The organism is Rhizobium sp. NZLR1 (assembly GCF_017357385.1).
Classification (GTDB): Bacteria; Pseudomonadota; Alphaproteobacteria; order Rhizobiales; family Rhizobiaceae; genus Rhizobium.
This window is the reverse complement of sequence record NZ_CP071632.1, coordinates 2180523-2204464: the sequence shown is the minus strand read 5'-3', so window position 1 is coordinate 2204464 and position 23942 is coordinate 2180523. Positions and strand designations below refer to the sequence as shown.

Below are 23942 nucleotides of genomic sequence, written 5' to 3'. Positions count from 1 at the left end.
GGTGGCGGACCCCATCCTCCCCTGGTGAATGAGACAGGCATGCCCTTAGCAGAAGCCCAGGCCCGATCCCCGCAAGAGACGCGCAAGCGGCCGCTGGTCGCGATGCAGTCGGTCTCGAAGGTCTTTTCCAGCGGCACCGTTGCCCTTTCCGACATGTCGCTCACTGTCGAAAGCGGCGAGTTCGTCAGCCTGCTCGGCCCTTCCGGCTGCGGTAAGTCGACGGCGCTGCGCATCATCGCCGGCCTTGGCGACGTGACGTCGGGAACGATCGGCTGGCCGAGTTCGCGCATCAATTCGAAGGGCCTGCCGGAGGGCGATATCGGCTTCGTCTTCCAGGAGCCGACGCTGATGCCGTGGAAGAACGTGTTCGACAATGTCCACCTGCCGCTGAGGTTGAGGCGGATTTCGAAGGCGTCAGCGCATGCAGAAATCATGCAGGTGCTGACCACCGTCGGCCTCCAGGATTTCGCCAAAGCCTATCCACGCGAACTTTCCGGCGGCATGAAGATGCGCGTCTCTATCGCCCGCGCGCTGGTGACGAAACCGAAGCTGCTTTTGATGGACGAGCCCTTCGCGGCGCTTGACGAAATCACTCGGCAGAGGCTGAACGACGACGTGCTGCGGCTCTGGAAGGCGACCGGCATCACCGTCATCTTCGTCACCCATTCGGTCTTCGAGTCCGCCTATCTCTCGAACCGCATCGTTGTGATGAAGGCAAGGCCCGGACGCGTGCATGCCGATGTTCCTCTGACCACCAGCCTGGAACGCGACGAGCATTACCGCACCTCGGAAGAATACCGGAAGGCGTGTGAGACGGTCTCCCTTTCGCTGATCGGGGCAATCAACGCGGCGGGAGAGCATTGATGCGTGACCAAACTGATACGCCGCCGCAGCTCCCTCACCTTGCTGCAAATGCCATTCCCCATGTCGCAGGCGCAAGGCGCCGCGATCTCGCCCTGCGCATCACCATCCCCTTCCTCATTATCGGCCTGCTGATCCTGATCTGGTACGCCTATGTGAAGCTCTCGGGCGTGCCGCCCTATATCCTGCCGGGTCCGGCCGCAGTGGCAAACGCTTTCGTGACGGACTGGGGTACGCTTGCCCCTGCCCTCTGGGTGACCACCAAGATCACCTTCCTGTCGCTGATGCTGGCCCTTGTCGGCGGCGTCGGCTTTGCGATCTTCCTGGTGCAGTCGCGCTGGATCGAGCTTGCCTTCTATCCGCTTGCCGTCATCCTGCAGGTGACGCCTGTCGTGGCGATCTCGCCGTTGATCCTGATCTATGCGCCGTCGACCCAGGTGGCGCTGCTGATCTGCGCCTTCCTCGTCGCCTTCTTCCCGATCCTTTCGAACATGGTCCAGGGGCTGAAGAGCGTCGACCACAATCTCATCAACCTCTTCGAGCTTTACGGCGCCTCGCGCTGGCAGACGCTGCTCTTTCTGAAACTGCCCGCCGCCCAACCCTATTTCATGACGGGCCTCAGGATCGGCGGCGGTCTGGCGCTGATCGCCGCCGTCGTCGCAGAATTCGCGGCAGGCTCGGCTGGCGCCGGCTCCGGCCTCGCCTTCCGGCTGCTCGAAGCACAATATCGGCTCAACATTCCGCGCCTCTTCGCCGCGCTGCTGATGCTCTCCCTGCTTGGCGTGGCGATCTTCGCCGTCACCTCCTTCATTTCCTGGCTCGCCCTGCACCGTTGGCATGAGAGCAGCCTGAAACGAGAAAACTGATGACCTATTCCTTCCTTTCGCCGCCCAATGCCGGCCGCTTCGTGCTGAGCAATGCGACGCTGCCTGCCGTCGCCGTCGAGGGATTTGACGCGCCGGCGATCGACGGGCTGGTCAAGGCGGATATCGTCATCGCCGATGGCGTCATCTCCGCGCTGCTGCCGGCGGGCGCAGCGCCGGTGGAATTACCACGATCCGATCTGAAGGACGGCATGGTCTGGCCCTGCTTCACCGACATGCACACCCATCTCGACAAGGGGCATATCTGGCCGCGCAACGCCAATCCCGACGGCACCTTCATCGGCGCCCTGGACGCGGTGCGGACGGACCGGGAGGCGCACTGGTCGGCGGCTGATGTCAGCAAGCGCATGGAATTCTCGCTGCGTTCGGCCTATGCGCACGGCACCAGCCTGATCCGCACGCATCTCGATTCGCTGGCGCCGCAGCACCGTATTTCCTTCGAGGTTTTTGCCGAGATGCGCGAGGCCTGGAAAGACAGGATTACGCTGCAGGCGGTGGCGCTCTTCCCGCTGGAAAATATGGTGGACGCGACCTATTTCGCCGACCTGGTCACCGTCGTCCGCGAAAAAGGCGGGCTGATCGGCGGCGTCACCCGGATGACCGCCGATCTCGACAGCCAACTCGATGTGCTTTTCAGGGCTGCCGCCGATAACGGCCTCGACGTCGATCTTCATGTCGACGAGAGCGACGATCCTGCCGCCGAGACGCTGAAGGCGATCGCACAAGCCGTGCTGCGCAATCGGTTCGACGGCAAGGTGACATCAGGCCATTGCTGCTCGCTCGCCAGGCAGGACGAGGAGACGGCAAAACGCACGGTCGAGCTCGTCGCAAAAGCCGGCCTTTCCATCGTCTCGCTGCCGATGTGCAACCTCTATCTGCAGGACCGCTACCCCGGCCGGACGCCTCGCTGGCGCGGCGTCACCCTGTTCAAGGAACTGGCGGCGGCCGGCGTTGCGACGGCAGTGGCCTCCGACAATACGCGTGATCCCTTCTATGCGTATGGTGATCTCGACCCGGTCGAGGTGTTGCGCGAGGCGGTGCGCATTCTGCATCTCGATCATCCGCTAGACACGGCCGCGCGCGTCGTCACCACCTCGCCTGCGGATATTCTCGGCCGGCCCGACAAGGGGCGCATCGCCGCTGGCGCCTTGGCCGATCTCGTGCTCTTCAGCGCCCGGCGCTGGAGCGAATTTCTTTCCCGTCCGCAGTCTGACCGCGTCGTGCTTCGCCGCGGCAAGGTGATCGACCGCAGCCTGCCGGACTACCGTGAACTCGACAGCGTCGTTGGAGCCTGACATGCCGGATTATCAGACGATCAAAAAGCAACTCGAAGGCATCGCCGTCGAGGACAATCCGGCGCTGGTGCGTCAGAAAAGCCGCGATTTCTACTGGTATTCGCCGATCCTGAAGGCGCAGCTCGACAATGTCACGGCCGATCTCGTCGTCACGCCGAAAAACGAAGAAGAGGTCATCCGGGCGCTGAAGGTCGCTTTCGCGCACGGCGTGCCGGTAACGCCGCGCGGTGCCGGCACCGGCAATTACGGCCAGGCCATGCCACTTTCCGGCGGCATTGTGCTCAACCTTGCCGCCATGGACAAAATCAAGGAAATCCATCCCGGCCGGGTTGTCTGCGAACCGGGCATCGTCATTGCCCAGCTCGACAAGCAGACCAAAGCGCATTCCGGCCAGGAGCTGCGCTTCCACCCGTCGACGGCGCAGACGGCGACGGTCGGCGGCTTTATCGCCGGCGGCTCCGGCGGCGTCGGGTCGATCACCTGGGGCGGTCTGCGCGATCTCGGCAATATCCTGCGTCTGCGCGTCGTCACCATGGAGGCCGAGCCGCGCGTGCTCGACCTGACTGGCTGGGACCTGCAGAAGGTCAGCCATGCCTACGGCACCAACGGGATCATCACCGAAATCGAAATGCCGCTCGCCCCTGCCTATGATTGGGTCGACGTGCTTGTCGGCTATGACGACTTCATGGCATCGGTGCGCTTCTCGGATGCGCTGGCCAAATGCAACGGCATCCTCGTCAAGGAAATCGCGCCGATCGCGGCACCGATCCCGCACGACTATTTCACCCGCCACAGGCCCTATATCAGCAAGGGCCAGTCAGTGGTGGTGCTGATGATCGCGCCGCATTCGATGGACGCTTTCCTCGCCTTTGCCGCCGCCAACAAGGGCGAGATCATCTTCCGCTCCGACACGGTCGAAAGCATGAAAGGTATTCCGCATGCCTATGAGCTTGCCTGGAACCACACGACGCTGCGTGCGCTGAAGGTCGATCCCGGCTTCACCTATCTGCAGGTTCAGTATCCAGGCCCGGATCACGTCGCCAAGGTTGCCAAGATGGTCGAGATCTTCGGCGACGAAGTGCCTGGACATCTCGAATTCATCAGGTTCGACGGGCAGATCCAATGCTCCGGCCTGCCGCTGGTGCGCTATACCACGGAGGAGCGCCTCGAGGAGATCATCAAGATCCACCAGGATCACGGCTGCCCGATCTTCAATCCGCATCGCTATACGCTAGAGGAAGGCGGCATGAAGCGCACCGACAAAGTACAGCTCGCCTTCAAGCAGGAAACGGACCCGAGAGGGCTATTGAACCCCGGCAAGATGATCGCCTGGGAGAATCCCGATTTCGATTTCAATGCCGGCAAGAATTATCTCTTCCCCGGGCTTGCGAGCGTCATGGAGGCCTAATGAGAGTTCTCGTGCTTCATTCGCATCCGGTCGAGGAAAGCTACGGCAAGGCGCTCTACAAACAGACGCTGGAAAGCCTGCGAGAGGCCGGTCACGAGGTGGATGCGTGCGATCTCTATGCCGAGAATTTCGATCCGGTGCTCTCCCGCCACGACCGGCTCGCCTATCACGATTATCCCGGCAATACCGCGCTGGTGAAATCCTATGTCGAGCGGCTGAAGCAGGCCGAAGCGCTGGTGCTGGTGACGCCGATCTGGAATTTCGGTTTTCCGGCGATCCTGAAGGGTTATTTTGACCGCGTCTGGCTTCCTGGCGTCTCCTTCGAGTTGGTCGACGGCAAGGTGGAATCGCGGCTGCGCCACATCAGGAAACTCGCGGCCGTGCTGACATACGGCGCGACGCCGTTTCGCGCCTTCGCCGCCGGCAACCCGCCGAAGAAGATCGTCAAGCGTGTGCTGAGGGCGCAGATCAATCCGCTGCGGCCGGTCACCTTTCTTGCCCATTACGACATGAACAACTGCACGCCGGAAACCCGGGCCAGGTTTTTGGAGAAGGTAAAGATGGCGATGGAGCGGTTTTAAGACCCGACCGGGTGGTTGGTCGTGGTAGCATCCTCATTGAAGCAAGGAATGCCCATGAAGAAGATTTTCAATCCGGCGTCTGTCCGTCGTCCATTCGGAAATTACAATCACGGGCTGCTGGTGCCGGCCGGGGCCTCGCTGCTCGTGACCTCGGGGCAGCTCGGGATCGGTCTCGACGAGAAAGTGCCGGAAGATATCGGCGCACAGGCAGAACTTTGCTTCGAGGCCATCAAAGCAATTCTCGCCGAGGCGGAAATGAGTTTTGCCGACGTCATCCGCATCTCAGGCTTCGTGACGAAGCGTGAGGATTTCCCTGCCTATATGGCCATGCGCGATCGCTATACACTCGATCCGAAGCCGGCCTCGACGCTGATCATCATGAGCGGCTTCACCCGCCCCGAATTCCTCGTGGAAGTCGAAGTCACGGCCGCCAAAGTGCTTTGACATTGCCTCTCGGGTCGTCCGCCGGTCAGCCGCCTTCTGTCTGCGGCTCCTCGGCGCCATTGCCGATATCGCCACTAATATCACGGGCGAACTTCCGCATCAGCCGCACCAGTTCATTGAAGTCGTGCTCGTCCCAGCGCTCGAAGATGGCGCGGCCCATGCGCTCGCGCGCGGCGTCGATGCGATCGGTCATCGCCTTGCCCTTCGGGCTAATGACCGCCTCGCGCACGCGCCGATCCGCAGTACTGCCGCGGCGCTCCACCAGATCAAGACTTTCAAGCTTGGCGACCTGGCGGCTGACGGTGGTGTAGTCACGCCCGGCGCGATCGGCAAGTTCGACCACCCCGATCGGACCAAGCCGTTCCACCGTGACCAGCAGCGGAAACAGGGCGCGATCGAGCGAAATACCGGCCTCGCGGACCATCTGCTCATCGCGCTGGGGCCGGTTCATGACGCTGACGATCTCGATCAATGCCCTATGCAACTCGCGCAACCTTTCGGACATATGTGTATTTTGCACGTTTTTTGTTGACGCCATATCCATTCTCCTATTATGTGCATAATACACATATGGAGATCGCAATGACACAGAATTCTTCAGTCGACGTGCTGATATCAGGCGCCGGCGCGGCCGGGCTGACGCTGGCGATCGAGCTGGCGCGGCGCGGCGTATCCTTCCGCCTGATCGAGAAATTGAACGACCCGTTCCGCGGCTCCCGCGGCAAGGGAATTCAGCCAAGAACGCAGGAGGTCTTCGAGGATCTCGGCATTCTCGACCAGATCGTCGCGCTCGGCGGCGCCTATCCCCTGCAGCGAGAATATCGCGACGACGGAATCTTCAGCGAATCCGAAGCCGTGCTGCGTGGGGAGCCGACGCCCGCCGAGCCCTACCATCTTCCGCTGATGGTGCCGCAGTTCCTGACCGAAGGCGTGATGCGCGAGCGCCTGCTCGAACTGGGGCACCAGCCGGAGTTCGGATGCGAACTCATCGGCTTCGAACAGCACGAGGCAAGCGTGACGGCGCGGCTCACGGGACCATTTGGCGAAGAGACTATTCAGGCGCGATGGCTCATCGGCGCGGATGGCGGGCGCAGCTTCGTACGCCACGCGCTTGATATCGGTTTTCCCGGCAAGACGCTCGGCGTGCGCGCCATCGTCGCCGATGTCATGCTGACGGGGTTGGAGCGCGACGCCTGGCATCGCTTCGGCGAAGGCGACATGCGGCGACAGATCGCACTTTGCCCGCTCGCGGGAACGGAACTGTTCCAGATCCAGGGACCCATTCCGCTCGAAGGCGAGATCGACCTTTCCGCTTCATGGTTGACCGCCTTGGTCGCGGAGCGCACCGGCCGCGACGATATTCACGTCCACTCGGTCTCCTGGGCTTCGGCCTTCACCATGAACGCCCGGCTTGCCGATCGCTACCGGCTCGGCCGCGTGTTCCTGGTCGGCGATGCTGCCCATACGCATCCGCCGACCGGCGGACAGGGCCTCAATACCAGCGTTCAGGACGCCTATAATCTCGGATGGAAGCTGGCTGCAGTCGTCGCCGGCGGCCCTGATGCACTGCTCGACAGCTATGAGGAAGAGCGTCGCCCGGTCGCCGCGGCGATGTTGGGTCTTGCCACAGATCTTCTCGACCAACTCAAGCGGGGCGAGATGCGGCGCGGCCGCGAGGTCCATCAGTTGGATATCGGCTATCCCGAATCCTCCATCGCGCTGGAAAAGCCGGAGCGCCGCGGCGGCCTGCTGGCGGGCGACCGCGCGCCGGATGCGCCGCTCACGGGTGCGGCCGGCCAGCCGAGACGGCTGTTCGAACTGTTCAGCGGCGCGCACTGGACGCTGCTCGGCTACGAGGTCGAGCAAGTCACTGTGCCGCCGCGCAGCGGATTGCACATCCACAGGATCGGCCGGCGCGGCGATATCCTTGATAAAGCCGGGCACTTCCGTGACGCCTACGCTCTGACCCCAGGTGACTGGGCGCTCGTGCGCCCGGACGGGTATGTCGGCGCCATCGTCGGATCGTCTGATGCCTTGGCGCTGGATGCCTATCTGGCAAATGTCGGCCTTGGAACATGATGCCTGAGCCGCTTGGAGCAGAATTCTATTTGAGGCGGACCCGGCCTGAAACCATCCCGTTCCAGGCTGCCGGTCGCCCCGCCGCCAGGCGGATCGCCGATCCCCAATGGCGCGCAGCGCAAATGTTTCAGAGGGCGTCGCGCTCGTATCGCGGCGTCCAACCGCGGGTCATTCCCCGGCTGATCGCTCTCTCCGCCAGCGCCAGTTGCTGGCGCAGATGTTTGCAGTCGTCGAGCAGCGAGCGGATCGCCGCCTTGGCATTGTCGTCATGCCAGGCAAGCACGGCTTCGACTTCCCACGCCGGATCTGGCCAAGCTGTATCGGGCCAAGCCGGATCGGGCCGCGCTGAATCGGGCCAAGCCGGCTCGGGTTGCAAGATCTTTGCCGGCTGCATCAGTTTAGCGCCAGTGGCAATTGAACCGGGCGTGGCAAGGGCGGCAGCGGCCGGCTGAGTTCGACCTTTCTCTGCCAGGCGGCGCGCCGCAGCTGATCCCGCTCGCGCGCCGCGCGGGACGCTTCGACAAGAGCTAGGGCGTTGGCGATCACCTGTTCCGTATGCGTCATGACCATCTCCGATGTTCCTGATTTGTTCTAAAATAGAACCTCGGCCGGAAAAGTCAAGTCGGGAGGGATTTGGGTGTTCAACGGGATCAGGCCGGAGCCTGGGGTAGAAACACGGCGGGCGTTCAGTCCGCAGCTTCGATGACGGCGATGCCGGCTTCCTGCGCAGCCCTGATGAAGGATGCCCGCACCTCATCCGGCGGGAGATCGCCGATGATCGCATCCAGGCAGGATTTCACGGCTTCGAAATATTCTTCGCCGTCGTCTACTGGCCAATCGTGCAGCAGCGTGCGCGCGGCATCCCACACAGAGTTAATAACGGCATAATGGCCGAGCCCTATTGAGGCCAAGCCGACCGGTCGAAAATGTGCCGTCTGTCTCACTTTGCTACAGCTTTTCCCAATTTCGGTGAGCGTACCAGTAACAATGCAATTTGCGTGCCGTTGGCGGGCCGCTCGCCTGCGGGGCAACTATGTCTCCTCGTCCCTCCAGCCAGGCGCTTTGAGAACATGCAACCTTTGAACCGTCCCGATCGGCGCAGAGAACCCGGCGATCAGTTATCAAACGACAGATTATGGTAAATATCAGGCTTTCCCTCCCGAACCTACTCATTAAAATCAATCTCTTCCCTAGTATTCTATAGAACTGACAGGATTTCATTGGCATTTCTGGAAGCAACAGGCCGAAATGATCGGATATTGATTGTCCCAAAGGTGGACGCAGCCGCATCCAGATCGTACAATGCCATCCCTTCTGGGAGGACGCGCGATGCCTATCTTCATGGACCGGCACTTTCTCGAGGGAACGTCGGCGGCCGACGTTGCCCGGGCGCACCGCATGGATCTCGACATTCAGGATCGCTACGACGTCAAATTTCTCACCTATTGGTTCGACCAGCAGCGCGGGACCGTCTTCTGTCTCGTCGATGCGCCTGACATGGAGACCGCCCAATGTGTGCATCGCGATGCGCACGGTTTCGTCGCCAACGAGATCGTCGAGGTCGCGTTGTCTGCGGTCGAGGCTTTTCTCGGCCGAATTCATGACCTCGAGCCGGCGGCTGGCCAATCCTCGGCGCAGGTGGATCCCGGCCACCGGGCAATCCTCTTCACCGATATCGTCGGATCGACCGAGATGACGGCGCGGCTCGGCGACCGCATAGGGACCGAAATGGTGAGAGCCCATGACGCGATCGTGCGCCGATGCCTTGGCCAAACGTCAGGCCGGGAAGTGAAACACACCGGCGACGGCATCATGGCCGCCTTTTCCGCCACATCAGCCGCCGTCGAATGCGCCATGACGATCCAGCAGGAATTCAAGCGTTACAACGGCGGAAACGCCGAGCCGATCCACATCCGCATCGGGCTTGATTGCGGCGAGCCGGTCGAGGACAGCAATGACCTCTTCGGATCGACGGTGCAGCTTGCGGCGCGCCTTTGTGCGGTTGCCGCCAGCGACCAGATTCTCGTCTCGGAGAATATTTTCCGGGAGTATGGTGCCGCCGATCTCTTCGGCCACGCCACGCGCCGTCGGCTCAAGGGGTTTTCGAAGCCTATGATGGTCTTCCGATGCGAATGGGCGAATGGCGGGCATGCTTGACGTGACGCTTTGTGGCGAGGGCGGGGCAGCCGACATCGAACGCAAGACGCGCCGCACATGATGTGACGGCGCGCCCCTGCCTACTCAGTATCATCAGGCATTGCCGATATTTCGATCGCCCATCAGCTGTTCGAATTTGGGGGCGCCCTCGACCTTGGCCAGCACACCCGACATCTTCAGAAACCGCCGGAAATTCTCGCGCGCAGCACTCAGCGGGAAACGGCCGCTGGCCGTGTCTCTGCACGCCTTCAACAGCGTGTCATATGCCAGACCTCGCTTGTCCTCCGGCCATTCACCGAGAATATCGAAGATTTCATCGAGACACGTGATCTCAGCGATGAAATGCTGACGATGAAGCAAAACCGGATCGAACCGAGTTTCATTCATAGTATTCCTCCCATTTATATTACTTTTTTATGGGATAATATTACTGAAAAACCATAATTTATTCAAGACAAAAACGGCTGTTTTTCGCTGAAACCATCGGCAACTACTTCCATAATGACAGAATAGCTCGATCAGATTATCTTGAGTGAATTGATCAGCGATCTAGCTTCAAGGCTCCACAAGCTAACGTGACGGCATGGTAGATTGTGACCAGGATCAACCTCGCAAGGAGACGTTCAATGAATCGATTTCTCACATTGGTGGCTGCCGGAATGCTGATCGGTGTGTCTGCGATCACGTCTTCCTGCACCTCGCCCAGCAAGCACGATCGCGAAGATTTTCAGTATCAACGGGATACATCGGTAAACCCGGCATGCGCGGGTGGCTTCAGGCCCGGTAACGCGCGCTCGTGCAGTTATTGATGGCGCTGGCGCCCGACATTCGTTCAGCGCTTCGCTGAGATTGCCGGGCCGCCGAAGTGCGAGATGCTGCTGAACCCCGCTTCCCAGGAGAGCAGCCGCGGTATCACCGCGTCGTGAGGCGCGCTGCAGCAACGGGAATGGTTAGGGAACCGCAAGCCCCGCCCGCAGTTAGGTCAACGGGTCACGGTTGGCTCAATTCAAACAGGAGAACGGTTCCCAATGAACAATTTGATCTGGCTTGTCGGCGCTGTCGTTATCGTGCTCGCGATTTTGAGTTTCTTCGGCTTTCGCTGAGTAAGACGTCACTGACGGAAGTTGTGGCGGCTCGACCGGTTTGTCCTCGCGGCGACAGACGGACGAATCTGGCCGCGGCTCCGATAATTATGATCGCGTGAGGGTTGGCTGGATGTTACGATGCGATATGACAAAAGAAACGAAATCAGGTCGGCCTGCTGAATCCGGTCGATTTGTCACACGTCCGATCGGTGAAAAGAAGGCGGCGAAATTTGCCGAGGTCGAAGGTTTGAAGCTGAGTGCCGGTTCCAAGGCGCTGTCGCAGAAACTGACGTCCGGCGACCTTAAGGGGGACGCTTACCGCCGAGAGATAGTCAAAGCTTTCAAGAAAGTCTGACGGGTGGTCCGCTACAATGCCGTCGAGGACCCGCTCTGTTATCCGGGCACTCACGTCCTGGTCAATAAAGCCGATATCGAAGATCAGGATCAGCTTGACCAATTCGAGCAGCTCATGTTCGACTCTCGTGCCACGGAATCCCTCCCGAACGGCAACTTGGATTTCGCGCATTATGGCGCGCTACACTACCATTTTTTCCAGGATGTATACGGCTGGGCCGGGAATATTCGTACCATCCGCACAGGCAAGGGTGACAACTGGTTCGGTTTTCCCGAATACATCGAGGCGGAGGCCAAACGACTGTTTGCTCAATTGGCAAGCCGCGGATATCTCGCAACGGCCGAAACAAAGGACGCCTTTGCCGAAGGTTCCGCATGGTTTTTGGGGGAAATCAACGCGATCCATCCATTCCGTGAGGGCAATGGACGTATCCAGCTGGTCTTCCTCACGATGCTGGCGCGCAATGCAGGATATGAGGTCGATGAAGGCGAACTACGCCCTGGGCCGTTTCTACAAGCGATGATCAAAAGCTTCCACCGCGAGCTGGCACCTCTTGTCAACGAAATCCGGCGAATGATTTAGGCTTACTGCCCGACAAAAGGACCGCAGCGGGCGTTGGCGACGTGTCGCGATGGGTGGGTTGAAGGCGGCGGTTCGTGAATTGCCCGCCTGAGTTCGGAACGCGGCTATTCGATCGCGACTAACTCCTCGCGACAAACAAGCAATCTCGCACGCCCTTCGAAAAACCATGGTGAAGCATCGGGGTCGCACCGGGATTCATGCCCGTTTTGTTGACGATCCACCGAATGATGTGTGGATCACCCCCCTCGACGTCCTTTACAGTCAAGCGTTTCGGCCTCCCGGAGCCGATCGTGAGGGAAATCGATGGATCGTCCTACTGCCGCAGATGACGCGACTCAATCCAGGAAGCGGGCTGCAAAATCCGATCAGCCGGATGGGTTTGCCCGGGAAGTTTCAGCCATCAAAGTTGGCGACTGCCTGCTGGGTTACAAGGCCGTGCAGCGCCGCGCGCGGGGCGGCCGCTGGAACCACTTCCGCGGGCGGATGCGCGAGATCGAGAAATTGATAAGGCATCGCCATGGCGACATCGTGCCCGAGGCGGATGACGCATTGATCTATGTCGAGGTGATCGCCAGCCTCGCCCTCGTGGAATTCAAGGAAGCGTTTGTCGACGTGGTTCTCGGCTGGGCGGCACGCTGGCTGCCTTGGGCTGGGAAAGCCGACATTGAGGACGTGATCTACGAGAGAACGAAGGTGCGGTTTTCCTCGCTGTCGGCCGACGCGCTCGGCCACGCTCTGCATTTGAGCTACTCGGAGCGCTGCGCCCTCGATATCCGCACGATCGGGGCCTTCGATGTGCCGAAAGGGAAAAGAGCAAAACTTCAAAAACAAAGGCGGCGGCAGCGGGACCGAAGCCGGAAAGAGCAGCAACGCCGTGCCGCAGGCGCGCTTCCCAGAGCCGATTATCTCGCCAATTCTTTCAGCCAAGCGCGCCCCTGGGAGGCTTTCGGCATCAGCCGCCGGACATGGGAGCGTCGCGGCAAACCGATGCCGGAGGCCGAGATGCTATCGGATTGCGTCTCGATCTCGCTTGCCGCCTAAAGCGCGTCGCGATCTTTCAGATTCGCTCCTCGCGCTTTAGGTCTTTGTTTTTACGCATGTCGTTGCGGCAAAAGCGCTTCGCGCTTTGCCTGGGAAAACCGCTGCACACTTTTGCGCGACATGCTTTAGCTTCTTGCGATTTTCAGCCTGGCGCTCCGAACCAGCTGTTCATCGCCTCGCGCAGACCATCCTGCGTCCCCTCACCGACCCACGCGACATAGCCATCGGGTCGGATCAAAATTGCAGTCGGTGCAGAGACCGCACCCAGCCCAGGCAGCTCCCACGCACCATCACAGCCGGCGTCAACCAGCTGGACGCGGTCTGACCACGGCGTGATGTCGAGACTGCCGGGCGTGCCGAGATTCACGAGCATCGGCCGCGCATTTTGGAGCAGCGTATAGGCGCGCAAGGGGCCATCGAGCGTGGTGAGGTCGAGGTCGGGCATGCGGCGGCCGAGCAGCGGATGCCCGTCGCCAAGGTCGTAGTGGATGGCCAGGCCGGACATTTCGGCGGCGATCCTTTTGCGCGGCTCCTGCATGGCGAGCAGCTCCAAGACCACGTCCCGCAGGGCTTCGGTTCGGTCATCGGTCCGTTGCAAGGCGACCTGTGCCATCGTCGTCCGCAACACGCGGGCGGCCACTGGATGGCGCTCGGCGTGGTAGGTGTCGAGCAAGCTTTCCGGCGATATGCACTTCACCACCTGGGCCAGCTTCCAGCCCAGATTCACGGCATCCTGCACACCGGTATTGAGGCCCTGCCCGCCCACCGGAGAATGCACATGCGCGGCATCGCCAGCCAGGAGAACGCGGCCCTTGCGGTAGGCCGACGCCTGCCGCGACATGTCGGTGAACCTGGAAATCCAGGTCAGACCATGGATTCCGTAATCCGTTCCGCATGCGGCGATCAGGCCTTCTTTGAGATCGCCGAGCGTCGGTTCGCTCGTGGCGCCGGCATTCTTTTCCGTCACCATGACATTGATCGGACCTTCGCTGGCAAAGACGACCTTGCCGTCGCGAATTTCATATTCCTCCCGGCCGAAGGCATGCATGCCGAGCGCGGTGCGATGGACGCCGAGTGGCGGCTCCTCCTCCATCTCGGCCTCGGCGAGAATGTTGCTGGTCGTCGCATCCCATCCTGGAAATTCAATGCCGGCCATCTTGCGAACCAGACTGCGGCCGCCATCGCAGCCGACGAGATAACCTGCCCTCAACGAAGCCCCATCGGAGCGTTCGATGGTGACGCCGGTGTCGTCCTGCTGAAAGGACGTCAGTTCGCGGCCGCGATAGATCGGCACCGGCAACTCGCCGACCCATCCGGCCAGAATGCGCTCAATATGCTTCTGCCGCAGCGCCAGACCATAATTATGCCGGGTCGGAAAATCGCTGATATCCAGCCGCGTGACCGCAAATCCGGTGACCTGGGCGATCTGGCCCTCCGCCAGGAACCGGTCGACGATGCCGCGCTGGTCGAGAACCTCGAGCGTGCGCGCGCTCAGACCGCCGGCGCGCGAACCGACGATCTCCTGGTTCGGCCGGCGTTCGATGATGGCGACATCGACGCCCGCCAAGGCCAATTCGCCCGCCAGCATCAGGCCGGTCGGCCCCCCTCCGGCAATAACGACTGCATGCTCCATCGTCCGCTAACTCCTCTGTTCCGACTTCCGAGGGCGATATAGCGGCTCAATTGCTCCCGGGAAGCCAAATTGATGGGCTGGCCTGCTGTCGATCTTGCTGTCGCAGGTTGTTCCCTATCAGGCTGGCTCGTGAGCCCGCTCACAAAGCCATGCGCAGAGCTGCCTGGGCGCGAGGCGGGAGTCGCCGGTGCGCATTAACGCGAAATGCCAGGCCGGCCCGGTCAGCACATATGGGAAGGGTGCGATCAGCACTCCCTTGTCCAAAAACGGTCGAAACATGGACGGCGACAACAGCGCCACGCCGACACCTGCCACCGCCGCACTGGCGTCCAATTCGTGCGTGGGATAATCGACCATCGCAAACCGCAGAGCCGGCGGCGTCTCGCTTTGAGCGCCCTGGAACCAGGCATGCCAATCCGGATGCGGCAAAAGCTCGAAATCCGTCAGCTCATCCGGCCCGTGCAGGGTTCTCGTTCCAAGCAGTGAGGGCGCCAGCATCGGAGTTGCCTCAACCGGAGCGAGCCGATATTCGTCAAGCCCTTCCCATCCGCCACGCCCCGTCCGTATGGCGACGTCAAATGCGCTGGGATCGCGAATATCGGCGGAGACGTCGACCTCGATCGGTGATGTTCCCACTGAGTGATAGCGGGACAGCCGCGGTGCGAGCCAGCGCGATGCAAATGTCGGAGGCGCCGTCAGCCGGAGCGGTGGCATGGCCGCCTGGAACGCATCAAGCGCGCCGGCGATGCCATCCAATGCCGCCCGAATTCGGCCGGCCAGAACAGCGGCAGCAGCCGTCGGGACAACGCGGCGCCCGGCACGCTGGAACAGCGGCTGACCAAGTTCGGTCTCCAACGACCGGATACGCAGGCTGACGGCCGCTGGGGTGAGGCATAAACGCTCGGCCGCGCGGGCAAAGCTGCCGGCAGAAACGCACGCTTCCAGAATTCGCAAGGACTCCAACGGCGGCCGCATGATCTCTTCGCTTTTAATGAGTTTTTCTTGTGATGCTCACAAGCAAAGCGCGTTTTGGGGACAGAGCGCTTGTAGCTAGGGTTGAAGTCAACAATAGGCGATCTGACATGACCCTGCAATCTCGGCCCTTATTCAAACTTTTCATGACACTTCATCCGGCCCTGGAGCTCGGCCAGACGCCGGCCGGAGGCCGCCGCATATTTTCCGTTTCCGGTGGATATTTTGAGGGCGAGCGCCTGAAAGGCGAAGTGTCGCCGCTGATCGGCTCCGATCTGCTGCTTGCGCGTGCAGACGGCACGTTTCAGCAGGATGCCAGGCTCCTGCTCGTCGCCGATGACGGCGATCTGATCTTGATGACCTATCGCGGCATCAGGCGCTCCACCCCGGCCGTTGACGAGCGTCTGGCGCTCGGCGAAACGGTCGACACCTCCGAATATTATCTGCGGACAACGCCCTATTTCGAGACGGCCGCGCCACGGCACGCGTGGCTCAACCAAATCGTCGCGGTTGCGCAGGGCGGACGGTGTCCGGGCGGCGTTGAGTATGACGTATTTGAAATTCTCTAAAGCGCGTCGCGATCTTTCAGATTCGCTCCTCGCGCTTTAGGTCTTTGTTTTTACGCATGTCGTTGCGGCAAAAGCGCTTCGCGCTTTGCCTGGGAAAACCGCTGCACACTTTTGCGCGACATGCTTTGGATGTGCCATCGGCGTTGGGCAACATAATGCCGCAACGGCTTCGCTCAGCAGAGGCTGATTCCGTGTCGCAGGTTGTTCTCCCTATAAATAAAGATCCCTACTGGTTGGAACGACTTGCGACAGGAATTTCTGCCTTGCTTTCCAAAGCGATGTTGCTTGCCGCTTGCGGCTTTCTTGCCAAGGAACCCGGGCGCTTCAACACGACCTGACCAGGTGGGAAGCCGATGTGGCAAGTGCTTTCCCGGGTCACCGTTTGTTCTCGAAGGGTGATCAATTAAACAGTTGGTGTGATGTGCTTTACTGCGGAGCCGTGGCTTTTTGCGGAATCGTCTCAGCCGCTGGTCGCTCAGACGGATCGGCGGGATGGCCATAGATTGTGTAGGCGGCGCCGGCCAGAACGCCCAGGACGAGAAGAGCGAGTAGGTACAACATCATTCCGCGGATCGCCGTTTTCGGTGTCTTGTCCATGGGATCTCCAGGATTGCTCAGCAGTCTTTCACGGAACGAACAGGTCCGAATCCGGTTTACCCAAAATCCCTGTTACTAGCGGAGGCCACCATGTGGGCAATCCTGATCGGTGCCGCTCTCATAATCGGCGGCTTTGTTTTTCTGTTTTCGTCGGCGCTTGGTCGAAGACCGAGCGATCCGCATCACATGCCGCAAGGCGGCAGCACGCTGGAACCACGGCGCCAAGGCCTCAGGTTCCTCGGGATATCCCAGAACTGGCCAGCTCTGGCCGTTATCGCCGTCGGCGCACTTCTCCTGGCTTTTGGGGGATATTCATGAACATCCGACCGACTTGATCGCTCCAAAGGAACCTCGCGGAGCTGGTTGCACCTCAGCTCCTTCGACGGCAAAAACCCGGCTTTCACCGGGCTTTTGTTGAGGTAATTACCAAGTCTGGCGGCCATACCAATCATCGACATCGTTTCTGATACGGTCCTTTTCGATGCCGTAGCGCTCCTGGATCTTGCCTTCCAGCTGATCCCGCTTGCCGGCGATCTGGTCGAGATCGTCGTCAGTGAGTTTGCCCCACTGCTCCTTGATTTTGCCCTTCGCCTGCTTCCAATTTCCTTCGACACGATTCCAATCCATGATCTATTTCTCCTATATGTTGGTGAGAAGAAAACGGACCGCAGTGGAAGTTGGTTCCTGTGACGAAGCTGATTTTTGAACCGTCGCGTGATTCTGCGTTTGGCTGTGATTGCCTTCCAGACCATACGTGCATGTGCGCGACAGCAGCGACGCCTTTGACTGCTGATCTCAGCTAGCGGCAGTCATATTGAAGATTAGAAATGGTGAGAGCGTCGGGGTTCGAACCCGAGACCTACTGATTAAAAGTCAGTTGCTCTACCAGCTGAGCTACGCTCTCCCGCTCCGCGGGTGTGAAGCACCCCGGCTGGAAGTGGGCGGAACATAGGCAGGCGACCCATTGCGGTCAACCGAAAAATTCGGCTTTTTCCGGCAGTCGGCACATTTCTTGCGCGAGCAATGCACATCTTGCGGGGCCAAGGGCCAAGGTAAATATCTTGCGGGGGCAAGGCACATATCCAGGCTGCAGCCTCAAAGGCGCGCGGCGGCGGATGCGAGCATCATCTCCAAAATCCTTGGCAAGGTTCTGCGACCCATGACAAAACCGCAAGATCGGTCGAGCGCGTCATGTCGGCATGCGCTTATCTCATGCTGCCACGGAGGACGGAACGATGAAGGCGGCGCTTCAAAACTACCATGACCGGATGCAGCGGGTGCTTGACTACATAGATCGGCATCTGGACGACGATCTGGACCTGGAAACGGTGAGCGGTGTTGCGGCGTTCTCGAAGTTTCATTTCCACCGGCAGTTCACGGCGACCTTCGGTCTATCCGTGTATCGTTATATCCAGCTTGCCCGGATGAAGCGCGCTTCGCACCGGCTGGCCTACAGGGATGCCCAAAGTGTCACCGATATAGCGATGGATGCCGGTTACGATGCACCTGATGCCTTCGCCCGCGCCTTTCGGCAACGGTTCGGGCAATCGCCTTCGTCGTTCCGGAAATCTCCCGACTGGGAGCCGTGGCTTGCGGCCTTCGGGCCCCTCGACAACGCAAGGAGCAAGCGCATGCAGAAGACTTTTACCACTGACGACGTGACGATTCGCAATGTGCCTCCGACACCGGTGGCGATTATCGAGCATCGGGGCGACCCGGCGACGCTCGGCGCCACCATCCAGCGGTTCATCGCCTGGCGCCAGGCCGCCGGCCTGCACCCCAAGACAAATCCGACCTTCAATGTCTGGCGGTCCGAGCGGCGCCCTGCCTCGCCTGCCGATTACAGCGTGGACCTCTGTGTCGGGACCGACCAACCGATCGAGCCGAACGGCGCGCAGGTCAAGGCCGGCGAAATCCCCGGCGGACGTTGCGCGGTGCTGCGCATCGTCGGCAACACCGACAATCTGGAGCCCGCCGCGCTCTATCTTTATCGCGACTGGCTTCCGGTGAGCGGCGAGGAAGCACGCGACTTCCCGATCTATTGCCAGCGGCTGAGCTTCTTTCCGGAGGTGGCGGAGCATGAGGCGGTCGCGGAACTGTTTTTGCCGCTGAAATAGCATTCTATGGCCGCGGCCTGTCGCTCCCGATCGCTGGGAAATCTACGGGCCATTATCCGCCCATTCTCCGTCTCTACCGGTTCGAGGCTAAGCAAAGCGCAAAAAGGTGATTGGCAATCCCGGCCTCGCAAAGCTAGGAACATCATGCAGATTGCAGCCGGAGAGAATGTGTGTCGATTGCCGATATTTCCCTGTGGAGCGCGCTGATTGCCGGGGCGCTTTCCTTTCTTTCGCCCTGCGTGCTTCCCCTCGTCCCACCCTATCTCTGCTATATGGCCGGCATTTCGGTCGAGCAGTTCCGTGGCGGCGGTGCGGTTGCCGTCGCGCCCGATGTCCGGCGCGGCGTGTTGTTCTCCGCCCTGCTGTTCACGCTCGGCTTTGCCACGGTCTTCGTGGCGCTCGGCGCCGGCGCCTCCGGCATCGGCATGGCGCTTCGCCAGCATCTCGACCTGTTATCGAAGCTCGGCGGGCTGATTATCATCGTCATGGGGCTGAATTTCCTCGGCCTCTTCCGCATCGGGGTCCTTGCCCGCGAGGCGCGTTTCCAAGGCGGCGGCAAGCCGGCGACGCTGACGGGGGCCTATGTCATGGGCCTTGCCTTCGCCTTCGGCTGGACGCCTTGCATCGGCCCTGTGCTCGGCGCGATCCTCGGTGTCGCCGCCTCGCGCGAGACGGTCGGCTCCGGCGCCGGGCTGCTTGCCGTCTATTCCCTCGGCCTGGCAATCCCCTTCTGGATCGCCGCCGGATTTTCCGGCGCCTTCATGCGCTTCCTGTCGCGCTTCCGCCGGCATCTCGGCACGGTGGAAAAGGTGATGGGTGTCTTCCTGGTGCTGACCGGCCTTGCCTTCCTGTTCGGATGGGTCAGCGACGTGGCCATCTGGTTTCAGCAGACCTTCCCGATTCTGATGCAGATCGGCTAGGCGTCCAGTTGCCGATTTTCTCGGCTATGGCAGCAGGCTTGCCGCATTCGTTGATCTAATCGACCGCGCGCTCATCAGCACGCCGCCGGCAGTAAAAAGCGAGGCCTGCACCTATGCCGTGGTATAGCTCGCCCTGTCCCTCGGCCCCACTCGCCCTTATTCCTCGACCCAATCGATCGCAAACACGCCTCCATGTAGCGTCGTCGGTGCCGTGTCTAAGGCGGCGGTCAGAAGGAGACGAACATGAACCTTGAGACAAAGATGAGCCTGGAAAACACCGCACACTCTGGCAGACCTCGGCCCGACGAGTTGGTTCCGTCGCGCTACGCGGTGCGGATCGGCGAGATTGAGGTGCTGGTGGTCAGCGATGGAGTGTTACCGCTGCCAACTGCGATGCTGGGACACAACGCCGATCCGGCCGCCCGAGCGGCCTGGCTGAAAGACATGTTCCTGCCGCCGGACGCTTTCGACTGGGCGCTGAACGTGGTCGTGGTGCGCAGCGGCGACCAGACCATCCTCCTCGACGCCGGGCTGGGGGTCGACCCGGACTTGCACTTGCCGCGGGCCGGGCAGCTGATCAAGCGACTGGAGGCCGCCGGCATCGATCTCGCGTCGGTGACCGACGTGGTGCTGACCCACATGCACATGGACCACATTGGCGGGCTACTCGTCGACGGGGTGAAGGACCAGCTGCGCCCCGACCTGCGGATCCACGTGGCGGCGGCCGAGGTCAAGTTCTGGGAGGCGCCCGATTTCTCCCGGGTCTCCATGCCGGCGGGGTTCCCGGACGCGCTTCGGGCGGCCGCAAAGCGGTTCGCGAAAGAGTACCGCAGCCATTTGCGGCTGTTCGATGAGGAGTACGAGGTGGCGCCGGGCGTGGTCGTTCATCGCACCGGCGGCCACACCCCCGGGCACAGCGTGGTCCGCCTGGCGTCCGGCAGCGAACGGCTGATGTTTGCCGGCGACGCCGTGTTCGCGGTCGGGTTTGAACACCCCGACTGGTACAACGGCTTCGAACACGACCCCGAGGAGGCGGCTCGCGTTCGGGTCCGTCTTTTGCGGGAACTGGCGGAGACCGGCGAGCAACTGGTGGCCACTCACCTGCCGTTCCCGTCCGTTGGCCGGGTGGCGGTCGACGGCGACGCCTTTCGTTGGGTGCCGGCCTTCTGGGACTACTGACCGGAATCGGGTTAGGCCCGCACTAAAGCGCGTCGCATCCGATTTGATTCGTGTGACGCGCGTTAGTCTGTTGTTTTTATGCATGTCGATATCCCCGGAACCGCTGCACCGTTCCGGAATAACGACATGCATTAATTAGACTGGATGTCGCGGTCGCGAAGAACGACGACAAAATCTCGGCTCAATCCCTCTGGATCTGTGGAAGTTCTTTATTGCAGCAATGTCCGTATTGCTTCGCCGATGGCGTCACGTTCGATCGGTTTGACCATATATCCTGCGGCTCCTGCCTTGAAGCAGCGCGCTTCCAACTTCGGCTCATCGCCGCCTGTTATGATGATAGAAGGGATGTCTCGTCCTTCGGACCGCATCCTTCCTACAATGTCGATTCCGTTGAGGCCGGGCATATACATGTCGATTAGAGCGCAAGCAAACTTCGTATTTGGAAGTTCAGCAAGGAACGCTTCGCCGGACCCGAACTCGATCGGAGAATAGGCAAGCGAAGCTATCATTCGCCGCAGCGCGCGACGAACAACCTCATCGTCATCCACAATCGCGACCTTGGGTCCCGGCGTATCCATGACACCATATTACAGAAAGAATGCGGGCAGTGAATTGGCCTTGTGTCCAATGTTTGCGTTAATGATGGAGGGTTGCTCCAAGGCGCACGAGATCGGCAACATTACGGACGCCCATTTTCTCCATCATACGGCCGCGATGAACCTTGACGGTTTTTTCGACGGTGCCAAGTTCAGCCGCGATCTGCTTGTTCAGCCGGCCAGCAACAACCCACGCAAACACCTCCCGCTCGCGCCGTGTCAGTGTGGCGAAGCGGTGCTCAGCAATCCTTCGTTCTTGTCCGATCTGTCGTGCGGCCGCATCCCTTTCGATCGCTTGCGAGACAGCCGATAGCAGGCAGTTTGGTTCGACGGGCTTGGTCAGAAAGTCGACGGCCCCCGCTTTCATCGCGCGAACACTCGCGGGAATGTTGCCATTGCCTGTCAAAAAGATAATCGGCCGCTCTACGTGGTCTATCACCAGACTGTCCTGGAGCCCGAAGCCATCCAATCCCGGCAAGCCAAGATCGACAATCGCGCAACCAGGTTTGTCGGGGTCATGTTTTGCGAGAAAGTCCTCTGCGCACAGGTGCGTTTCGACGTTATGGCCAGCTATAGTGAGAAGTCGTTTCAGTGCTCTCAGTATTCCGACGTCGTCGTCCACGATATGAATGGTCGCAGATGAATTGCTCATCATATCCCCCTATGCAGCCGGTAAAGTGAGTATCACACGAGCGCCTTGCCGAACGCTATCGTCAAAGCGCAGGGTTCCTCCGTGAGCCTGTACGATCGACTTGCAGATCGCCAAGCCGAGGCCGAGGCTCGCCTTCTTCGTGCTGACGAACGGCTTAAACAAATCCGCGACCCGTTCCGGGGCGATGCCGACGCCCAGATCGGTTACAGTAAGCTCAAGTGTTCCATTCTCGCGTTTTCTTGTCTCGATTGCAATTATGCGTTTAGCCGGCGGCAGATGCCGCATTGCATCTGCAGCATTCAGCACCAAATTGAGAATGACTTGCTGCAATTGCGGCAGATTTCCCTGGATACGGACATCCGGCAGATCGAGCGCCAGATCGACTTGGGTCTGCCGTGCCAGAAGCTCACTGCGTAAAAGGGCAAGCGTCGTGGTCGCCGCGTGATTGAGATCCATCGACGCGAGGCTGGTCTCGCCTCGGATCATCAGGCGGCGCAACTGAATAATCACGGTCGAGGCACGCCTGTTGTCGAGAACGATGTCGCCGAGGATCTCCCGCAGTTCGCCACTGTCCAAGGGATCACTATCGAGAAGTCTTCGCCCTGACTCTGCATTAGCAAGAATGGACGTCAAAGGTTGGTTCAGTTCGTGCGCAAGCGCGCCGGACAGTTCCCCGAGCTGGGCCGTTCGCGAGATGTAGGCTAGTTCAAGGCGTTCGAGGTTAAGCTCCGCCTGAAGCCGGACCTTGCGTCGGCGCTCGAAGAACAGCGCCACAATCGTAGCGGTTTGTAGAACAATGACAGCGAGAATGGCTAATATCTGGGGGCGGTATCGTTCCCAGACGGACGGCTGAAAGTTCACGATTTCAGCATTCCGCGGAATGCGCTCCGGGTCGATACCGAAATGACGGACCTGCAGCCAGTCCACCAGCGGGCCATCCCCGACGAAGCTCGTCTGCGATGCATTGAGATCGCCTTTAAGCACCCTTGCCGCAAGTGAGCCCATCTGCTCCCCGACCGCCTGGAAAGTCCCCACGTAGCCAGCCGTGGCCCCGGCGCCGAAATATGAACTGTAGACCGAATAGACCGGCACCCGAGCGACGGCAGCAATCTTCCCCGCAGCATCGCGTGGAATGAATTTTCTGCCGTCGGCGTCCTCAAAAATCGTCAGGACGAGAAAGATCGTCTGGTCCGCTGCATTGCGCGCAGCATCCATGAAACCTTCGATCGGCAAGTTCGAAAGATAAGTCACTGGAACACCCGAATAGGCGTCGCGCAGGGTAGCACGCGCAGAGACTTGCCAACTTTTGTCGAAGGCCGACGAGCCGGTGACGACGACGATCTGCTTTGTATCGGGCTGCAACGTGAGGGCAAGGCCGATCGTCTTGCCCACATCAAAGTGGCTGACGACGCCTTTCACATCGGCGGGTAAATTATTGTTGCGGATCGAATTGTCAGTCACGGCTCCAAACACGATCGGCGCGCCGCCTCCGATTGCGGTGCGATGATCAAGCGCGAATTTCAACGCTCCCGGTCCAATCGTCAGGATGACATCGAACGTCATTCCCTGGTATTTCGAAGTCAAATAATCCGTAAGGCGGGCGACGTTGGCGGGGGAAGGGAAACGTACGGTGTCGAGGTACTCGCTGTAGATTTCTATATCGGCCGGCATGGCCTTTGACATGCTTGCACGAAGGCCCTGCGCCACCTCAACAGCGGCTGTCAGAGTGCTTTCGTTTTCGTAGATAAGCAGGACTCGGCTGACGGGATGCGGGCCGACTTGCGCGACCGCCTGTTTCGCGACGAATGCAGTAAGCGAAACAGCAAGGAAAAGGGCGCAGGCCAGACCTATCGCCTGATATTTCACGCTCTTTGCACGATTCGAACCCACCGCTTGCGACCACCTGAAACTTGTCGCATCCGCGATGCAACGTGG

Annotated in this window: 29 protein-coding genes and 1 tRNA gene; 17 read left to right on the top strand and 13 right to left on the bottom strand. The window is 60.4% G+C overall.

Translation table 11 applies throughout. The annotated features are described in order from the left end of the window. Positions 1–39: 39 nt before the first annotated feature. The 6 genes from J3O30_RS11065 to J3O30_RS11040 are packed head-to-tail and all read left to right on the top strand — an operon-like array spanning position 40 to position 5473. Complete coding sequence (locus J3O30_RS11065; RefSeq protein WP_207584162.1) at positions 40–864, top strand: ABC transporter ATP-binding protein; 825 nt, start codon at positions 40–42, stop codon at positions 862–864. Then, entirely contained in the window at positions 864–1727 is an 864-nt protein-coding gene (locus J3O30_RS11060) for an ABC transporter permease (protein ID WP_246762750.1), read from the top strand. The genes J3O30_RS11065 and J3O30_RS11060 overlap by 1 nt, the downstream gene beginning before the upstream one ends. Next, positions 1727–3040, top strand: a complete 1314-nt coding sequence (locus J3O30_RS11055; RefSeq protein ID WP_207584161.1) for a cytosine deaminase — start codon at positions 1727–1729, stop codon at positions 3038–3040. The genes J3O30_RS11060 and J3O30_RS11055 overlap by 1 nt, the downstream gene beginning before the upstream one ends. A gap of 1 nt (position 3041) precedes the next feature. Beyond that, positions 3042–4448, top strand: a complete 1407-nt coding sequence (locus tag J3O30_RS11050; protein ID WP_207584160.1) for an FAD-binding oxidoreductase — start codon at positions 3042–3044, stop codon at positions 4446–4448. After that, positions 4448–5029, top strand: a complete 582-nt coding sequence (locus tag J3O30_RS11045; RefSeq protein ID WP_207584159.1) for an NAD(P)H-dependent oxidoreductase — start codon at positions 4448–4450, stop codon at positions 5027–5029. The genes J3O30_RS11050 and J3O30_RS11045 overlap by 1 nt, the downstream gene beginning before the upstream one ends. Positions 5030–5083: 54 nt before the next feature. Continuing rightward, positions 5084–5473, top strand: a complete 390-nt coding sequence (locus J3O30_RS11040; protein ID WP_207584158.1) for a RidA family protein — start codon at positions 5084–5086, stop codon at positions 5471–5473. Positions 5474–5498: 25 nt separating this feature from the next. On the opposite strand, the gene J3O30_RS11035 is transcribed toward J3O30_RS11040, so the two are convergent. Then, complete coding sequence (locus J3O30_RS11035) at positions 5499–6011, bottom strand: MarR family winged helix-turn-helix transcriptional regulator (protein ID WP_207584157.1); 513 nt, start codon at positions 6009–6011, stop codon at positions 5499–5501. Between the two features lie 44 nt (positions 6012–6055). Between J3O30_RS11035 and J3O30_RS11030 the strand changes: the two genes are divergently transcribed. Further along, positions 6056–7552, top strand: coding sequence for an FAD-dependent oxidoreductase (locus J3O30_RS11030; protein WP_207584156.1), 1497 nt, complete (start codon positions 6056–6058; stop codon positions 7550–7552). 127 nt (positions 7553–7679) lie between these two features. On the opposite strand, the gene J3O30_RS11025 is transcribed toward J3O30_RS11030, so the two are convergent. From J3O30_RS11025 to J3O30_RS11015, 3 genes are all read right to left on the bottom strand, one after another. Next, the gene (locus J3O30_RS11025) at positions 7680–7946 is read right to left on the bottom strand and encodes a hypothetical protein (protein ID WP_207584155.1); all 267 of its coding nucleotides are present in this window, start codon (positions 7944–7946) and stop codon (positions 7680–7682) included. Continuing rightward, entirely contained in the window at positions 7946–8116 is a 171-nt protein-coding gene (locus J3O30_RS11020) for a hypothetical protein (protein WP_010069037.1), read from the bottom strand. Before J3O30_RS11020 ends, J3O30_RS11025 begins: the two co-directional genes overlap by 1 nt. Before the next feature lie 122 nt (positions 8117–8238). After that, entirely contained in the window at positions 8239–8496 is a 258-nt protein-coding gene (locus J3O30_RS11015) for a DUF982 domain-containing protein (protein ID WP_207584309.1), read from the bottom strand. Positions 8497–8881: 385 nt separating this feature from the next. Here J3O30_RS11015 and J3O30_RS11010 point away from each other — a divergent pair, with 385 nt between their 5' ends. After that, positions 8882–9709, top strand: a complete 828-nt coding sequence (locus tag J3O30_RS11010) for a nickel-binding protein (RefSeq protein WP_207584154.1) — start codon at positions 8882–8884, stop codon at positions 9707–9709. 93 nt (positions 9710–9802) lie between these two features. Here the strand turns inward: J3O30_RS11010 and J3O30_RS11005 are convergent, their stop codons facing one another. Next, positions 9803–10096: a DUF982 domain-containing protein gene (locus J3O30_RS11005; protein ID WP_207584153.1), complete on the bottom strand. Its 294-nt coding sequence runs from the start codon at positions 10094–10096 to the stop codon at positions 9803–9805. 239 nt (positions 10097–10335) lie between these two features. On the opposite strand from J3O30_RS11005, the gene J3O30_RS33730 reads away from it, so the two are divergent. From J3O30_RS33730 to J3O30_RS10990, 4 genes are all read left to right on the top strand, one after another. Further along, entirely contained in the window at positions 10336–10518 is a 183-nt protein-coding gene (locus tag J3O30_RS33730; RefSeq protein WP_311043789.1) for a hypothetical protein, read from the top strand. Positions 10519–10939: 421 nt separating this feature from the next. Further along, positions 10940–11149 (top strand): hypothetical protein, encoded by a 210-nt coding sequence (locus J3O30_RS11000; protein WP_207584152.1) that lies wholly within the window; start codon positions 10940–10942, stop codon positions 11147–11149. A 3-nt stretch (positions 11150–11152) separates the two neighbouring features. After that, complete coding sequence (locus tag J3O30_RS10995) at positions 11153–11731, top strand: Fic family protein (RefSeq protein ID WP_207584151.1); 579 nt, start codon at positions 11153–11155, stop codon at positions 11729–11731. Positions 11732–12034: 303 nt separating this feature from the next. After that, a complete protein-coding gene (locus tag J3O30_RS10990; protein WP_207584150.1) occupies positions 12035–12772 on the top strand; it encodes a hypothetical protein in 738 nt (245 codons plus the stop codon). A gap of 142 nt (positions 12773–12914) precedes the next feature. On the opposite strand, the gene J3O30_RS10985 is transcribed toward J3O30_RS10990, so the two are convergent. Together J3O30_RS10985 and J3O30_RS10980 are read right to left on the bottom strand one after the other, a co-directional pair. Further along, positions 12915–14405, bottom strand: a complete 1491-nt coding sequence (locus J3O30_RS10985) for an FAD-dependent monooxygenase (RefSeq protein ID WP_207584149.1) — start codon at positions 14403–14405, stop codon at positions 12915–12917. A gap of 117 nt (positions 14406–14522) precedes the next feature. After that, positions 14523–15380, bottom strand: a complete 858-nt coding sequence (locus J3O30_RS10980; RefSeq protein ID WP_207584148.1) for a LysR family transcriptional regulator — start codon at positions 15378–15380, stop codon at positions 14523–14525. A gap of 107 nt (positions 15381–15487) precedes the next feature. On the opposite strand from J3O30_RS10980, the gene J3O30_RS10975 reads away from it, so the two are divergent. Then, positions 15488–15946 carry a DUF3237 domain-containing protein gene (locus J3O30_RS10975; protein WP_207584147.1) on the top strand — a complete coding sequence of 153 codons (459 nt, stop codon included), beginning with the start codon at positions 15488–15490 and terminating at the stop codon, positions 15944–15946. Positions 15947–16372: 426 nt separating this feature from the next. Here the strand turns inward: J3O30_RS10975 and J3O30_RS10970 are convergent, their stop codons facing one another. Then, positions 16373–16543: a hypothetical protein gene (locus J3O30_RS10970; RefSeq protein WP_207584146.1), complete on the bottom strand. Its 171-nt coding sequence runs from the start codon at positions 16541–16543 to the stop codon at positions 16373–16375. 90 nt (positions 16544–16633) lie between these two features. Here J3O30_RS10970 and J3O30_RS10965 point away from each other — a divergent pair, with 90 nt between their 5' ends. After that, positions 16634–16861: a hypothetical protein gene (locus J3O30_RS10965; protein ID WP_207584145.1), complete on the top strand. Its 228-nt coding sequence runs from the start codon at positions 16634–16636 to the stop codon at positions 16859–16861. Positions 16862–16966: 105 nt separating this feature from the next. Here the strand turns inward: J3O30_RS10965 and J3O30_RS10960 are convergent, their stop codons facing one another. Together J3O30_RS10960 and J3O30_RS10955 are read right to left on the bottom strand one after the other, a co-directional pair. After that, positions 16967–17170 carry a CsbD family protein gene (locus tag J3O30_RS10960; RefSeq protein ID WP_207584144.1) on the bottom strand — a complete coding sequence of 68 codons (204 nt, stop codon included), beginning with the start codon at positions 17168–17170 and terminating at the stop codon, positions 16967–16969. A gap of 201 nt (positions 17171–17371) precedes the next feature. Continuing rightward, positions 17372–17447, bottom strand: a tRNA-Lys gene (locus tag J3O30_RS10955). A 331-nt stretch (positions 17448–17778) separates the two neighbouring features. Between J3O30_RS10955 and J3O30_RS10950 the strand changes: the two genes are divergently transcribed. The 3 genes from J3O30_RS10950 (at position 17779) to J3O30_RS10940 (ending at position 20759) form a co-directional block, all read left to right on the top strand. Then, entirely contained in the window at positions 17779–18660 is an 882-nt protein-coding gene (locus J3O30_RS10950; protein WP_207584143.1) for an AraC family transcriptional regulator, read from the top strand. Between the two features lie 170 nt (positions 18661–18830). Next, a complete protein-coding gene (locus tag J3O30_RS10945) occupies positions 18831–19580 on the top strand; it encodes a cytochrome c biogenesis CcdA family protein (RefSeq protein ID WP_207584142.1) in 750 nt (249 codons plus the stop codon). A gap of 243 nt (positions 19581–19823) precedes the next feature. Next, on the top strand, positions 19824–20759 hold the full coding sequence (locus tag J3O30_RS10940) for an MBL fold metallo-hydrolase (protein WP_207584141.1): 936 nt from the start codon (positions 19824–19826) through the stop codon (positions 20757–20759). A gap of 209 nt (positions 20760–20968) precedes the next feature. Here the strand turns inward: J3O30_RS10940 and J3O30_RS10935 are convergent, their stop codons facing one another. The 3 genes from J3O30_RS10935 to J3O30_RS10925 are packed head-to-tail and all read right to left on the bottom strand — an operon-like array spanning position 20969 to position 23897. Next, positions 20969–21337: a response regulator gene (locus tag J3O30_RS10935; protein WP_207584140.1), complete on the bottom strand. Its 369-nt coding sequence runs from the start codon at positions 21335–21337 to the stop codon at positions 20969–20971. Between the two features lie 58 nt (positions 21338–21395). Then, entirely contained in the window at positions 21396–22007 is a 612-nt protein-coding gene (locus tag J3O30_RS10930; RefSeq protein ID WP_207584139.1) for a response regulator, read from the bottom strand. A 9-nt stretch (positions 22008–22016) separates the two neighbouring features. Next, positions 22017–23897: an ABC transporter substrate binding protein gene (locus tag J3O30_RS10925; protein WP_246762748.1), complete on the bottom strand. Its 1881-nt coding sequence runs from the start codon at positions 23895–23897 to the stop codon at positions 22017–22019. Between the last annotated feature and the right edge of the window lie 45 nt (positions 23898–23942).